This window comes from Leptolyngbya iicbica LK, assembly GCF_004212215.1.
GTDB lineage: Bacteria > Cyanobacteriota > Cyanobacteriia > Phormidesmidales > Phormidesmidaceae > Halomicronema > Halomicronema iicbica.
This window is the reverse complement of the sequence record NZ_QVFV01000005.1, coordinates 139,316-154,370: the sequence shown is the minus strand read 5'-3', so window position 1 is coordinate 154,370 and position 15,055 is coordinate 139,316. Positions and strand designations below refer to the sequence as shown.

The window sequence follows — 15,055 nt, the reverse complement described above, 5'->3', positions numbered from 1 at the left end:
ACACCGCTATGGCACTTCAGGTTTACGGTATTCCCAACTGCGGCACATGCAAAAAAGCCTTTAGCTGGCTGGCATCGAACGGCGTCAGCTACGAATTCATCGACACCAAAACAGCCCCTCCGACCCGCGACATGATTGCCGACTGGGTAGCAACGCTGGGGTCTAAACCCATGCGGAACACCTCCGGTCAGGCCTACCGGGCCATTGGCGAAGAGAAAAAGACCTGGAGCGACGAGCAATGGGTCGCCGCCTTTGCCGAGAATGCCATGCTGCTGAAGCGCCCCCTGTTTGTAAAGGATGGCCAGGCTGTGTTGGTAGGCTTTCGCGCCAAGGAAGATGTCTTGCAGGCAACCCTGAACGGATAATCGCTTTGGAGAGTCTCCGTCGCCCAAAAGATATTTGGGCGACGTCGCTAACCGCCCAATTGCCCCAACACAATAAAGATCGACCAGGCAAAGATGGCGAGGGTCAGTAGCGTGGGAATCGTGGCTGGCATAGTTAATCCTGTCATGGGTTTGCGGAATTCTTTCTTCAAGATAAAAACAAAGCCGCTACCGCAAAATCACCTGTAAGTCGGAAACCCACACTCCTCAAAACATCCATTGCAAGCAGTCAATCTGCTGGAGCGATCGCATAGAGATCGCCTTGGATGCATATAACGCTTTTCTATGGAAGACACATGTAAAAAATGTTTTTATTTGTTACATTTCTTTATGTAGCAAGACGCAAAGACTATATAAGGAGGTCTGAATGACCTACGCAACCGTGAAGACTTTAAACAACCAGACCACTTCATTTAACGCTGTCGAGGCCACGACCAAAGCGATTCAGCAGTTGACCACAGATGACCAGCTTGGGCTGTTGTGGACGCTTTACAAAAACATGGGCCGCTCCATTACGCCTGCCGCTCCTGGGGCAGCACGCTTGCAGTTTGCCGCTGGTCTGCTTGAGCAGGTGCAGGGCATGTCTCATCCTCTGCAATTGCAGTTCATGCGCGACTTGGTCGAAAATAACAACACTCCTGAAACCCGCGCTTACGGAGTGTTGACCAACAACACCAAACTAGCGTTTTGGTATCAACTTGCGGTTCTGATGGAAGACGGCGTCGTCATTCCAGTGCCTGATTATTACCAGCTGTCGAATGCTGCGTTGCGGGTTTTTGACGATATCTCCCGACTGGAATTTGGTCAGCAGATTACTGTGATGCGCCAAGCCGTTGTCGCTATGGGTGTTGATCCTCTAGCGTAAATAGACTTTGCCATGGTTGGCTGACAGGCGCTGCCCTCGGGTATCTTGCACAGCCAACCATGGCGGCTCATCGTGATTGTAAACTTGCCACAACCTTTTATGACCCTTACCCAAACCCATTCCAACTCAACTCAAGTCAGCGCTTTGCAGGCTGAGCCGTTGGTTGAGCGCTACTTTACTAGCTTCAACGCGGGCGATTTTGACGCGACGGCAGCCCTGTTTGCCGCTGATGGCACGTTGAATCCGCCCTTTGAGTCACCGATTGTCGGTAATGCCGCGATCGCTCGCTATCTCAAAGCCGAAGCCGAAGGGATGCAAGCCTATCCAGAATCCCTCGAAGTCGAGAAATTAGACGCGGGCTGCCGTCGGGTTGTCGTCAAAGGTCGAGTGAAGGCGATAGTTTTTAAGGTCAACGTAGCCTGGATTTTTGAGATCAACGAAAATGAGCAAATTTACTTTGTTCGGGTAAAACTGCTCGCCTCGATGCAAGAGTTACTCACTTTACGCTCTTGAAGATCAAGTAGACGGAATACTTAGGAATGGGAATTTGATTAAGTGTGAACAGCCGTCTCGGCTGTTCAAGCGCAGGCAAGATGCCTGGCCCGACAAAACTTGGATTTTATAAAATCCTAATTCCTTACTGTATTAATTCGTCTAATGCCAGTCACTAGTAGCTACTAGTGACTGGCATTATTATTGGTGCCACCTTCAAAATTCATGACCGACTGATCGCGGCTGTTGCAATAGATAGGAGTATGCGGCCACTCTTCGCCTTAATAAGTTTCTGAAGTTGATGGATGATGCGCCCTGGTAACGTGCATGGCCTTACGAAAATCAAGCAGATTTAGCCGGCGATCGCTCTTCATCAGTTAAGCGATCGTCTTGATTTTCTAGGCCCGAGGCTTTACCACAATCCATTTACCAGTAGCGGGATCACGGTACGAATTAAACGGGTTCTGCTTTAGTGGTCGGCAACAGGGATTAGCCATCTTTCAAGCCAAAATCAAAGAGATTTATGTATTCAAATCATATTTAGTTGCGAGACTCTTTCCCGTGACGCGAACAAACCCCCAATGTGATTGTGTTACGGGAAAGATGTGATCGAAGTCACGTTTCGCTATCTCCTCCTCTATGACAATCCGCAGTCAGGTGTCGAGAGTTAAAGCTGGTCATTCAATCTCAGTGTGGGCAGCCGTCTCGGCTGTCCCGACACAGGCAAGATGCCTGCGCGACAAGACGATGGACTTTATCTGCCAGCTTCCTAAGCCCCTCATTTTTCTGCCGAAGAGATGAACGGAGCGATCTGCGCAACGCTATACCCGGGGAATGACGCGCCGACTGTAGCCCTTTGAACATTGGTTGGCCGCTATGGTCAACGAACTCAACCAGAATTACTGACGACTCCGTCGGCACACAATGGGTGAATTTCTTGCCAGGATGCTGGTTACCTGACATGGGTTAAGGGGTTCTCTAGAAACAAATTTCCCATCGTAGGTTGGTGTCGAGGCACGAGACCCAACATGCTTGAATCCTTGATGCTGTTGGGTTTCCTGACGTCAACGGCAACCTACACCGCACCTTATTTCGGGTAATTTCTTTTTCAGAGAATCTCCTAAGAACGACTGCCTATGTCGTCTTCAGCGAGCTGATGTGGTTGATGGTTCCGCATCATTCGGAACTGGAGTGAGTTTGGCGGAAGCGCATAAATCAGCCAGTTGGCAGCGATCGCAGTCCGGCTTGCGAGCATTGCAAACAGCTCGACCGTGATAAATCAGCCGAATCGACCAATTTTCCCAATCGACTTGGGGAATCAACTTCATCAAGTCCTGCTCGATTTTTTTGGGGTCGGTGTGCTTGGTGAATCCCATCAAGCGGCTCAGACGCTTCACATGGGTATCAACTGTGACCCCGGCGTTGATGCCAAAAGCATGAGCCAAAACGACATTGGCCGTCTTACGGGCTGCTCCGGGTAGACTCGTCAACTCTTCCATCGTTTGGGGGACTTCGCCGCCAAAATCAGTGACGATCTTGCGGCAGGCATTTTGAATGTTTTTCGCCTTGTTGCGGTAAAAACCTGTCGATTTGACCAATTGCTCAATCTCGGCCAAGTCCGCTTCCGCCATGGCATGGGCATCGGGAAACCGATCGAACAAAGCCGGCGTCACCATGTTGACCCGCTCATCTGTACATTGCGCTGACAAGATCGTCGCAATTAGGAGCTGGACAGGCGTCTCATAGGTAAGCGAACAGGTCGCGTCTGGATACAGCTGTTTGAGCCGAGACAAGGCTTCAAGAGCACGCTTTTTCTTCGGCAACAGTTTTCGGCGGGAACTCACTGGAGCAATTCCTGAAAAATTGCCAACTGTGAGGTGTCACGCACAATGAGGAAGACGCCCAAACCCAGCAGTAAGACTAAGCCAGTCTGCATCACGTTTTCTTGAACGCGATCGGGTAAGGGTTTACCACGCAAAGCTTCTACCAACAGAAAAGCGAGTTGCCCGCCGTCGAGTGCGGGTAACGGCAGAATATTGATAATTGCCAAGTTGATGCTGATGATGGCAGTAAACGGAAATAGCGTCGCCGCATTGGAAGCCGCTAAGCCTGCTCCCTGCTCCACAATTTTGACTGGCCCTGCCACTTGCCCAGCCATTTGCGAGAAATTGGTGATGAGCATGGCAAAGCCCTGCACCGTCTGCAAGAGCATGTCTTGAAACTCTCTCGCCGCTAGGGTGAAAACTTCGAACACATTATTGGCACGACGATACTCGAACTCACCGTTGCGTTGTAACTGCACACCAATGACAGCGGTGTTGTCAGGACTTAACTCTGGCGTGACGGTGAGATCCAGAATCTGGCCATCACGCTCAATGGTTAAATCGATGGACTGATTGGGATTGGTTTGAATCAAATCAACAAACAATTTGACAGCGCTTTCATCGGTGCCATAGTCGGTGCCGTTGGCGGACAAAATCACGTCCCCTGATTCAATGCCTGCTTGGGCTGCAGGCGAGGATTCAGACACGACCTGCGGAATCAGAATCCCAGGTTCGGGGGTAAAAGACTGGGGAATGCCGACTGATGCGAATTGGACGACAAATACGAGATAAGCAAACACTAAGTTGGCGATTACACCGGCGCTGATAACAATCGCCCGATCCAAAATAGGCCGATTTTTCAGCAGATTGGGGTCTTGAGGAGGAATCTCGCTATCCGGATCGTCGTCAGGGAAACCGACAAAGCCTCCTAACGGTATGGCCCGCACGGCATATTCAGTTTCTGGCCCTTGGTACTTCCACAAAATGGGACCAAAGCCGATGGAAAAGCGGTTAACGTGAATGCCTTGCAGTCGGGCGGCTAGGAAGTGCCCAGATTCGTGAACAAATACCAGCAGAGCGATGACGCCGATCGCGGCCAAAACGGACATAGATTTCTTAAGTGTCGCAACAAATACGTTTCCCTATTCTATCTGCCTGGACCATTTATCACCGGAAAACTTGTTTCGGAGATTGCGAATCTACCTATCGTGGGGCCATCCCAAGCGGCACAACTCGAAGTTGCTCACGAACCTATAGCCATTCCCGGCCCATATAGGGCTGTAGGACTTCTGGCACTTTCACCGAGCCATCGGGCTGTTGGTAGTTTTCCAAAATGGCGGCCATGGTGCGCCCGATCGCGAGACCGGAGCCGTTCAACGTGTGGACAAACTGCGTGCCTTTCTTGCCGGATTCCTTAAAGCGGATGTTGGCCCGCCGGGCTTGATAGTCGCCACAGTTCGAGCAACTGGAAATTTCGCGATAGGTGCTTGAGGAGGGCAGCCAGACTTCCAGGTCATAGGTTTTGTTGGCCGAGAAGCCGAGGTCGCCAGTACATAATTCGATCACGCGATAGGGCAATTTCAACCCTTGGAGAATGGCTTCGGCGTCTTTGACCAATGCCTGGTGTTCGTCCTCGGAGGTTTCGGGACGCACAAACTTGTACATCTCGACCTTGTTGAACTGGTGCAGGCGGATGAGTCCCCGAGTGTCCCGTCCGTAGCTGCCCGCCTCGCGGCGAAAGCAGGGGGTGAAAGAGCAGTAGTGAAAGGGCAGATCTTCAGCGGTTAAAATTTCGTCGCGGTGCAAATTGGTGACAGGGACTTCTGCTGTGGGAGAGAGCCAGAGATCGTCGTTTTTGCACTGAAAACTCTCTTCCGCAAATTTGGGGAGTTGGCCTGAGGCGGTGAGCGATGCGGTGTTGACCAGGTAGGGGGGGATGACTTCGGTATAGCCATGTTGGGTGTGGCGATCGAGCATGTAGGTAATGAGGGCACGCTCTAGCGCGGCCCCGACGCCCATCAGTGCCACAAACCGACTTTGGGCAATTTTGGCCGATCGCTCAAAATTCAAAATGCCCATCGCCTCGCCCACTTCCCAGTGGGGCTTGAGGGCGGCGCTGTCTTTGGGCAAATATTCATCGCCCCAGCGGCGCACTTCCACATTTTCCGACTCGTCTTTGCCATCGGGGGTGGTGTCGCTGGGTAGGTTGGGAATGCCGAGGAGGATGGCTTCAATTTGGGCTTTGAGTTCCCGCTCTTGGGGTTCTAGCTCTCCGAGTTGGGCTTTGACTTGGTTGCCTTCTTCTCGCAGAGCAGCGACTTCTGGGCCTTTGGGGTCAGCGCCTTCGCGAATTTTTTGGCCGACGGCTTTGCCGATTTCGTTGCTGCGGGCTTGCAGTTGCGATCGCGTGCCTTCGATCTCGCGCTGTTGCTGATCTAAATCGATTACGGTCTGCAGATCGTAGCCGCCCCCGCGACGGTTGAGGGTGGCCTGCACCGTGTCAAAATTTTGGCGAATCGTTTTCAAATCCAGCACGCGATCGCTTCCCCTTTCCTGCGTTCCCAGTACCCAATACCAATACAAGAATGTCAGGGTATCACGCCTTTGCCAAGATACATGCAGCGGGAGTTTGGGAGAACCTGACCCTGGGCGGCTTAGGCCAGTTCCGAAAGGGCGGTCTCAGGGGAGAGCCAGTGGCCAAATTCTTCTACGAAGCGATCGCTCAAAATGGCCTCCCGAATCCGTTGGGTAAAGCTGACCAACGCAGTGATGTTGTGAATCGACAGCAACGTGTGGGCGAGGATTTCGTGGGCGTGGATGAGATGGCACAGGTAGGCGCGGGTGAAAGTGCGACAGGTGTAGCAGCCACAGGTTTCGTCCAACGGGGTCAGGTCTTGGCGGAAGCGGGCATTTTTTAAGTTCCACCGCTCGCCCTGCACGATCGCGGTGCCGTGACGGGCCAACCGGGTGGGAATCACGCAGTCGAATAAGTCCATGCCAGCGGCGATCGCCTGCACCATTTCCCGATGGGTGCCGACGCCCATGAGATAGCGGGGCTTGTGGGGCGGCAACAAGGGCGTCGTCGCGCGGACAATTTTTTCGATCAGTTCCGGGGGTTCCCCTACACTGACTCCGCCAATGGCGTAGCCCGGCAAGTCTAATTCCTTTAAGGCGGCGGCAGCCTGGGCCCGTAGGTCAGGGTAAACGCCCCCCTGCACAATGCCAAAGAGGGCTTGGTCGGGGCGTTGATGGGCGGCAATACAGCGTTGTAGCCAGCGATAGGTGCGATCGGTCGCCACTGCTACTGCTTCGCGACTGGCGGGATAGGGGGGACACTCGTCAAAGGCCATAATCACGTCCGCGCCCAGAGCATTTTGGATGCGAATGGATTCCTCCGGCGTCATGTTGATAATGCGACCATCACGGGGCGATTTGAACTGGACCCCGGCCTCCGAAATGGTGCGAATGTCGCTGAGGCTAAAGACCTGAAAGCCACCGGAATCGGTGAGCATGGGGCCATGCCAGCCCATAAATTGATGCACCCCGCCAGCCATCTCCACTAAAGCTTCGCCCGGTTGCAGGTGCAGATGATATGTGTTAGCCAATACCATTTGTGCCCCGGTGTGCTGCAGCTGATCGGGGGTAACGGTTTTCACATTGGCGAGGGTACCCACAGGCATAAACCGAGGCGTTTCGACGATGCCGTGGGGAGTTTGAAACTTGCCTGCGCGGGCGGCGGTGTACTGGCAGGTGGCTTCTACTTGATATTCAAAAGGCTTCAACGTTCGGGACTCCAGGGCGGTGAGCGGTCAGGATGCCAATGCTCATGGCATGGGCATTACCCAGCAGTTTCTTTGGCAAAAACTGAGAGCAGGGCAGCCAGCAGTTTACCGCCTCTCTGGCTTAAGCGGATGAATGGGTAAAGCAGTTTGACGGGACTTCCCGCAAAAATGCTAATTTGTCGAGGCAGAAGCAGCTTATGCTAGCGGCCCGTCATCGTCGAGGCAAGCATCCCAAGTGGCGGAGAGGGCCTCAGCGACGATTTCTTCGATCGCAGCGGCATCGAGGTCACGCTTGGCCTGCTCTTTGATGGGAGAAGTGAGCGGCACCAGCTGTAAGCAACGGCTTTCTTGGAAGAGCTTGAAACAGGTTTGATTGTCAGGCAACTTATCAAGCTGAATGTAATCAAAGCTGTAGACGTTGAGATAAAGGCTTTGATTGGCTACCAGGGTGGAAACACCTGGCTCAGCAAATACGTCCATCACATAACCGGTGCCACTGCTGAGTACACCGTCTTCGTGCATATCTGTGTAGTTCACTTGCCCCAAATCACTGAGCAGCCTCAGCATGTCAGTTTTATTAACCACAATGCCCTGATCAACCAAACATGGTGCAGGCACATTGGACAAACCAGCAGAATCGTGGGTCATTGGACTATCACAAATTCAAACTTTGGTCCTGAAAAACACCAAAAAAGTTGGGTCGTTTCCAGAGACTATATTCACGATAGTCGATCATTCCAGAATGGGAATCCGAAATGGGACGGTTTTCTAATTTTTGTGGGCGATCGCCTGAGTCAGAGACTCAATCAAAATCCTCAAAGCATTGACAGCCAAAGACCTCAGCTTTTACATGGTAAATCGTGACAAGTGTGTCAGATAACCCAGAAAGCGTCGGGATTGGGCGATCGCTGAACATTAATTACCGAAGGTAAAGACTCTTTTCGATCAGGTGCAGCATGTTGAACTCATACTCATATCAATTTCTCTAGTCATGTCGGCAATTGCCATACGCTATATCTAGTAGCTAAGACTTGAAATCGTCATTTTTTAGCTGCGATCGCAGACATTTGGAGACTCTAAGATATGTCGGTTTCAAGAGATCAGTCGGATGATCGGGAGCCGAGCAAACCCCTTCTATGGGGGCAGCAGTTGTTGGGGGCGGTGACTTTTTATACTCAGATTCCTATACCCCATCACTGGTTAATGCGATTTGAAGGCATTGCACGGTTTGCCCCCTGGGTCGGGATCGGCATTGGCATGGGGTTAGCCACGATTGACTGGGGGCTCGCCACGCTGGCGCTGCCGTTGGCAACGCGGTGCGCACTGCTGGTAGCGTTGTGGCTCTGGGTGACCGGCGGACTGCATTTAGATGGGGCGATGGATACGGCAGATGGGTTAGCTGTACCGGACCCCGCGCGTCGCTTAGACGTGATGGCAGATAGCCGAGCGGGAGCCTTTGGCGTCATGGTCGCGATTGTGCTGCTGGGGCTGAAAACAGTTTGTTTAATGGACTTAGAAACTGGGCGCTGGGTGGCGTTTGCCCTAGCGGCCGGTTGGGGGCGGTGGGGTCAGGTGGTGGCGATCGCTCGTTATCCCTACCTGCGTGAAACGGGCAAGGGAGCCCTGCATAAAATCCATGCTCACCCGACAACAGACTGGCTGTGGGGGCTGGTAGCGCTGTTGGGAATCTCTGGCCTGGCGGGGGCGATCGCCCCCGAGATCGGGTTATGGCTGCTGGAGGTCACGCTCTGCGGCGGCGTGATCGCCCTGGCTATGGGAGCCTGGCTGCAAGGACAACTGGGGGGACACACGGGCGATACCTATGGCGCGATCGTCGAGTGGACGGAGGTATTGGTGTTGGGGGTGATGGTAGGACTGCAAGGCTGGGTGTGACGGTGTGAGGAGGGGCCTTCACAGCTGGCTTGCCCTGAGGGCAAGGTTCCCTCGCTATAGTTAGAACAGTTTTGGTGCAAGCGTTAGGACGATTTCGTTCATGAAATTTCCCTTAGTGGGTAAAGTGCGCCGCCCGGGTCTTTGGCTGGCGGGCGGTGTGGCCGCGATCGCCCTGGCCTTAGGCGCGATTACCTTTGTGGTTCGCAATCGAGAAGCCAGCTATGACTTGGCGGCGCTGACCGTCTCGGCGGAAACGACGGCCCTCACGGTACGCATTACGGCCAGCGGTACGGTGGAGCCTGTGCAGACAGTAAACCTTAGCCCCAAAACGTCTGGCATTTTAGAGCAATTGCTGGTTGAGCAAGGGGATGCGGTCATTGCAGGACAGTTGATCGCGCAGATGGAAAGCCAGGATGTGGCGGCGGTAGTGCGCCAGCGCGAGGCGGCAGTCGCAGAAGCGCAGGCCAGTCTGGCCGATGTGCGGCGAGGGAGTGACGCGGAGGCGATCGCGCAAGCCGAAGCGGCAGTGGTCGCCTCCGAGGCCACCGTACAAGATTTGCAAGCCCAGCTAGATTTGGCGCGATCGCGGCTCCAGCGGAATCAAGCCCTGGCGGCCCAGGGGGCGATTTCGGCCAATGAGTTGGATAGCTTCAAACAAGCCGTGCAGAGTGCTGAAGCCAGCGTTGAACGCGCCCAGGCGCAGGTCCGGGAGAGTGAAGAACGCTTGGCTGATGTGCGTAACGAACCGCGCCCCGAAGCGATCGCCCAAGCGGAAGCTCGACTAGTCCAAGCCCAAGCCCAGCTACAGGCAGCGCAGGTGCAGCTGGCCGATACGCAAATTCGGGCACCCTTTGCGGGCATTGTCACCCAAAAGTTTGCCAATGAAGGGGCGTTTGTGACGCCGACGACTTCGGCCTCAAATGCCACTTCGGCGACCTCGACTGCGATTGTGGCGATCGCCAGCGATCTCGAAATTGTGGCCGAAATCCCAGAAGCTGACATTGCCAAGATTCGTCCGGGGCAACCGGTTGAAGTCATTGCTGATGCCTATCCCGATCAGGTCTTTGAGGGGGGCGTGCGGCTGATTGCCCCCGAAGCGATCGAGCGGCAAAATGTCACGCTTTTTCAGGTGCGCATTGAGCTGACCACCGGGCAGGATCTGTTGCGCTCGAACATGAATGTGACCGTGGCATTTATCGGCGATGATCTCGCCAATGCCCTCGTAGTGCCGACGGTGGCGGTGGTAACTCAAGAAGGACAAGCGGGCGTGTTAGTGCCCGGCGATCGCGATCGCCCCCGCTTTCGCCCGGTGACGCTGGGCACTCAGGCTGGCAACCAAATCCAGATAGTGGAGGGGCTTGAAGAAGGCGATCTTGTCTTCGTCGATTTGCCCCCGGGGGAAACGCTAGAAAATCTCACCTTTGGTCGTGATGCAGCGTCCGAAGAGGAGCCCTGATGGTTTGAGGGGCACAGACAGGTCGGAAGAGCAGGGGAGCAAGGGGGCAAGAGGGGCAGGCGATCGCAGAAGCGTATCGAGGGTTAGCGCGATGCCAGCCAATGTGGCTAGATGGCTGGTGCAGTCACGTGTGCGGGCTAGCCAATTTTTATGGCGAGCCTGGCTTGATATCTTGCCCTGAAAATCGCTCCATCAGGGAACGGGTCCCTTGGAAGATTCCAGGCAATTCTGATTTGAGCCGACAGGGACCTGTCCCCTAGCGCCTTCGCGATATTCCCCTCTTTTTTATTGTTTGACGCGGCTCAGCAGCGTCATGGGCTGTCGCTTGTCGCTGATTTGATTGAGGCAACTCTCATCAGCCCATCATCTTGTCCTGTCCCCATTTACTCTCTTGCCCCCCTGCCCCTGCATCCCCCTTGCCCCTGCATCCCGTTCTGTCAGCAAGTTCAACCACGCCACCTTCAGCAAGGTCATTTGTATCGCTCCGTAACAGATACAACTTTTCTTTAGGAGGGTTTTGTCATAGAGTTCTAAAAATTCTCGGGCAAACTACGGAGCCCGTTGTTCATTTGCTGGAAATTTTGCACAGATGGTTAGCGACGCTAGCGAGTCGAAAAAATTCAGCCTGAGACAACTGCTACGCGACGATCGCTTCTGGAAAGTGGCCTTTCAGGTCATTACCGTGGTCGTCGTGGCGGCAATCTTGGGGTATTTCGTGTTCAACCTCAACGCCAACTTGGCGCAGCAGGGATCAAGTTTTGGATTTGGGTTTTTATCCAGTCCGGCTGGTTTTAGCATTGGCGAAAGTGTGATTGAATATCGCCCCAATGATCCCTACGGTAAGGCGTTAGTGGTGGGCGTGGTCAACACGATCACCCTGGTGATCATTGGCATCATATTGGCGACCACCGCAGGGATTGCCGCTGGTGTGGCGAGCTTTTCACAAAATTGGCTCGTGCATAAAATCAGCCGCGCCTACGTGGGTCTGATTCGTAACGTGCCGCTGCTCTTGCAATTATTCTTTTGGTACTTTGCAATTTACGGTTTATTGCCCACCCCAGACGCGCAAATTAATGTCGGCAATCTGATCATCGCGAGTAATCGAGGCATCTATATTCCTTGGCCGAGCGCTAGTGGCGCTTGGGCCTGGCTGCTGGTATTAATCGCTTTGGCGATCGCGGCCTCCTTTGTTTGGCAGTGGCGCATTAAGAAAATGGTTGAGCAGGGCGACTCGGGTCAGCAGCAGCTCATCATTCTGGGCGTCATGGCTTTGGTGGGCTTAGGCATTTTCTTCTTTGCTTTGGGCTGGGCGCCACCCGAGGTGCTAGATGGCGGCGGCGCAACTGGCGGCCTGCGCCTCTCGCGAGAATATGTGGCCTCGCTGACGGCGCTGGTGTTTTATACCGGGGCGTTTATTGCGGAAATTGTACGGGCCGGGATTCAGTCGGTATCGAAAGGCCAGTGGGAAGCGGCGCGATCGCTCGGCTTGCCCTCTGGCCTTTCCATGCGACTCGTGGTATTCCCCCAGGCGTTGCGAGTGATCATTCCCCCACTCAACAGCGAATTTATGAACCTGGCGAAGAACTCATCACTGGCCTTTGCCGTCGCCTATCCTGAGCTGTATTCCGTGGCGAATACCACCTTCAACCAGACGGGCCGACCGATTGAGGTCTTTGTCATTTTGATGGCGACTTATCTCATCATCAACCTCTTGATCACTTTGGGGATGAATACGCTGAACCAAACTGTGCAGTTTAAGGAGCGTTAAACCATGACCACAACGACACCTGACAATATGTCAACCGCTCCTGAAGTCAAACGCCTGGGCGCTGGGGAGTGGCTAAAGAAGAATTTATTTAGCGACTGGTTCAACAGCATCTTGACCATTGTGGTGGTCTCGATTTTGGGCTATGGCCTGTTCAGCATGTTCAAATGGGCGGTGACAGTGGCCCAGTGGGTCGTCATTCCCAACAATATCGGTCTGTTTATGTCGGGTTTATATCCGACTGACCAGTATTGGCGCATCTGGATTTTGCTGGGTTTGATGTGTGCCCTATCTGGCTTGTCTTGGGGCGTCTTGGCCCGCAATCTGCCCAAGCTCTTTAGCCGCAATGTCTTGATTGGCTTTGGGGTCGTGGCGGCAGGATTTGTGATTTTTCCGCCGACGCGCCCGAGTAGTCCGAAGTTGTTGCTAATGGTGGCGATTGTTGCCGCGATGGCCTGGGCCGGTCGCAGCTTGGGACAGCGAGTTTCAGGCATCGGCGCGTGGATTTCGTCCCTCTGGTTTGTCGCTTATTTCATCTCGATCTGGCTGATTGGCGGCGGCCCCTTTAGTCAGACGTTGCTGGCGGGCCTCATTGCTCTGGTGGTGAGCTTAGTCGTCGGCTGGGTGCTGTCGTCAAAGCTCGTCCCCATTATTAATGAGCGAGGTCAGAAAGGCGGCGAAATCGTGGCCACGGTGCTCTCGTCGGCGGCTGCCGTCGCGTTGCTGTTCGTACTGCCGGGGATTCTGTTTCAATATTTGATTCCTCCAGTGGCGTGGGTGGTGGCGATCGCGGTGGCTGCCGGTTTGCTGGGGCTGGTGGTCTTTATCATTCCCCGTAGTTATCAGCTCACCTTTTGGGTCTTCGCTCTCGGGTTCATCATCACCTTTGCGATTTTGCGGTTAGTTCTGGGGTTTGTTGGCTTCTCGTTTGAACCTGTCAGCACCAACGACTGGGGCGGCTTGGTCCTCACCTTGCTGATGGCGGTCAGCGGTATCTCCCTCTGTTTCCCGCTGGGAGTCATCTTGGCGCTGGGTCGCCGCAGTAGCCTGCCTGTTGTGAAATGGATGTCGATCGCGTACATCGAACTGATTCGCGGCGTGCCGTTGATTGCCATTTTGTTCATGGGCCAGGTGATGATTCCCCTGTTTTTGCCCGAAGGGATGCGCCCCGACCGCGTACTCCGAGCCATCATTGGTCTGACCATCTTTAGTGCGGCTTACCTGGCCGAAAATGTGCGGGCCGGTTTGCAGGCGGTGCCCCGTGGCCAAGGCGAAGCGGCGGCTTCTCTGGGTTTGAACACCCCACTCACCTTGAGTCTGATTGTGTTGCCCCAGGCGCTGAAAACGGCGATTCCCGCCATTGTCGGTCAGTTCATTAGTTTGTTCCAAGATACGACGCTACTCGCGATCGTCGGCTTGGCCGAACTCTTGGGCATCAGCCGCTCGATTTTGGCGAACCCGAGTTATCTGGGCCGTTATGCCGAGGTGTATTTGTTTATCGGCATCATTTACTGGTTCTTTTGCTACGCCATGTCCCTCGGCAGTCGCAAAATTGAAGAGAAACTCAACACGGGTCACTAACTGGCTTCGTGTAACAGTTGACAGCCCAAAAGTGAGGCGACCGATATCCTGATGCACAATGTGAATAGCTGACGGCCTGCTGCCCCTGTGGCTCCAGCGTGATCAACGCCTCTACTAACTATCCAACTCTTGCCAACTCCTTCTGATATATAGAGATTTGACCCATGACTCAGTTTCAAACCGAGACCGTTCCAGCTAGCAGTCAGGCTGGCGAACCTGTAATTGTGGCGCAGGACGTGGAGAAATGGTACGACAACGGTTTCCACGTGCTCAAAGGCGTCAGCATGAACGTTTATAAGGGCGAAGTGCTGGTGGTAATGGGGCCGTCGGGTTCGGGTAAGTCCACCTTTATCCGTACCTTCAACGCGCTGGAGCCTTATCAAAAGGGCAGCATTGAGGTCGATGGCATCAAGATTTCCCACGACTTAAAAAATATTGAAACCATTCGCCGCGAAGTCGGCATGGTATTTCAGCAGTTCAACCTGTTTCCCCACTTAACGGTGCTGCAAAACGTCACCCTGGCACCCATCTGGGTGCGCCACTGGCCAAAAGCCAAAGCGCAAGAAGTGGCGATGCAACTGTTAGAGCGGGTCGGCATTTTAGAGCAGGCGCAGAAATTTCCTGGTCAGCTCTCCGGCGGCCAGCAGCAGCGGGTGGCGATCGCCCGTTCGCTAGCGATGCAGCCCAAGGTCATGCTGTTTGACGAGCCGACTTCTGCCCTGGACCCCGAGATGGTGCGGGAAGTGCTGGACGTGATGCGCCAGCTCGCCACCGAAGGGATGACGATGGTCTGTGTGACTCACGAAGTCGGCTTTGCGCGGGAGGTGGCCGATCGCGTGGTGCTGATGGATGGCGGCTATTTGGTAGAGGAAAATACGCCCGAAGCCTTCTTCAACAATCCGCAAGAAGACCGGACGAAGAAATTCCTGTCGCAGATTCTCTAATCGTCGCAAATTCAGGAGTCGCCAGCGCAATTATCGCTAGCATGGGGGGTGGGCTGAATGGCTCACCCTTT

13 protein-coding genes are annotated in these 15,055 nt (G+C 54.1%); 8 read left to right on the top strand and 5 right to left on the bottom strand.

The genetic code is table 11. The annotated features are described in order from the left end of the window. Positions 1–8 precede the first annotated feature (8 nt). From DYY88_RS18170 to DYY88_RS18160, 3 genes are all read left to right on the top strand, one after another. Positions 9–365 carry a Spx/MgsR family RNA polymerase-binding regulatory protein gene (locus DYY88_RS18170; RefSeq protein WP_039728958.1) on the top strand — a complete coding sequence of 119 codons (357 nt, stop codon included), beginning with the start codon at positions 9–11 and terminating at the stop codon, positions 363–365. A gap of 385 nt (positions 366–750) precedes the next feature. Further along, entirely contained in the window at positions 751–1,248 is a 498-nt protein-coding gene (locus DYY88_RS18165) for an orange carotenoid protein N-terminal domain-containing protein (RefSeq protein WP_039728960.1), read from the top strand. A 99-nt stretch (positions 1,249–1,347) separates the two neighbouring features. Further along, a complete protein-coding gene (locus tag DYY88_RS18160; protein ID WP_039728962.1) occupies positions 1,348–1,761 on the top strand; it encodes a nuclear transport factor 2 family protein in 414 nt (137 codons plus the stop codon). Positions 1,762–2,885: 1,124 nt separating this feature from the next. Here DYY88_RS18160 and nth read toward each other — a convergent pair. The 5 genes from nth to DYY88_RS18135 form a co-directional block, all read right to left on the bottom strand. Then, complete coding sequence (gene nth, locus DYY88_RS18155; RefSeq protein ID WP_039728964.1) at positions 2,886–3,584, bottom strand: endonuclease III; 699 nt, start codon at positions 3,582–3,584, stop codon at positions 2,886–2,888. After that, positions 3,581–4,672 carry an RIP metalloprotease RseP gene (gene rseP / locus DYY88_RS18150; protein ID WP_039728965.1) on the bottom strand — a complete coding sequence of 364 codons (1,092 nt, stop codon included), beginning with the start codon at positions 4,670–4,672 and terminating at the stop codon, positions 3,581–3,583. The genes nth and rseP overlap by 4 nt, the downstream gene beginning before the upstream one ends. Positions 4,673–4,814: 142 nt before the next feature. Continuing rightward, the gene (gene serS / locus DYY88_RS18145) at positions 4,815–6,098 is read right to left on the bottom strand and encodes a serine--tRNA ligase (protein WP_039728966.1); all 1,284 of its coding nucleotides are present in this window, start codon (positions 6,096–6,098) and stop codon (positions 4,815–4,817) included. 119 nt (positions 6,099–6,217) lie between these two features. Then, positions 6,218–7,345 (bottom strand): tRNA guanosine(34) transglycosylase Tgt, encoded by a 1,128-nt coding sequence (gene tgt / locus DYY88_RS18140; protein WP_039728968.1) that lies wholly within the window; start codon positions 7,343–7,345, stop codon positions 6,218–6,220. A 195-nt stretch (positions 7,346–7,540) separates the two neighbouring features. Beyond that, positions 7,541–7,993 carry a hypothetical protein gene (locus DYY88_RS18135; RefSeq protein ID WP_039728971.1) on the bottom strand — a complete coding sequence of 151 codons (453 nt, stop codon included), beginning with the start codon at positions 7,991–7,993 and terminating at the stop codon, positions 7,541–7,543. A gap of 435 nt (positions 7,994–8,428) precedes the next feature. Here DYY88_RS18135 and cobS point away from each other — a divergent pair, with 435 nt between their 5' ends. From cobS to DYY88_RS18110, 5 genes are all read left to right on the top strand, one after another. Continuing rightward, positions 8,429–9,238, top strand: coding sequence for an adenosylcobinamide-GDP ribazoletransferase (gene cobS, locus DYY88_RS18130; protein ID WP_044151407.1), 810 nt, complete (start codon positions 8,429–8,431; stop codon positions 9,236–9,238). Between the two features lie 100 nt (positions 9,239–9,338). Beyond that, positions 9,339–10,694: an efflux RND transporter periplasmic adaptor subunit gene (locus tag DYY88_RS18125; protein ID WP_039728973.1), complete on the top strand. Its 1,356-nt coding sequence runs from the start codon at positions 9,339–9,341 to the stop codon at positions 10,692–10,694. Between the two features lie 589 nt (positions 10,695–11,283). Then, a complete protein-coding gene (locus DYY88_RS18120; RefSeq protein ID WP_039728974.1) occupies positions 11,284–12,462 on the top strand; it encodes an amino acid ABC transporter permease in 1,179 nt (392 codons plus the stop codon). Between the two features lie 3 nt (positions 12,463–12,465). Next, a complete protein-coding gene (locus DYY88_RS24740) occupies positions 12,466–14,040 on the top strand; it encodes an amino acid ABC transporter permease (RefSeq protein ID WP_236146392.1) in 1,575 nt (524 codons plus the stop codon). 164 nt (positions 14,041–14,204) lie between these two features. Next, positions 14,205–14,984: an amino acid ABC transporter ATP-binding protein gene (locus tag DYY88_RS18110; RefSeq protein ID WP_044151408.1), complete on the top strand. Its 780-nt coding sequence runs from the start codon at positions 14,205–14,207 to the stop codon at positions 14,982–14,984. The last annotated feature ends 71 nt before the right edge of the window (positions 14,985–15,055 follow it).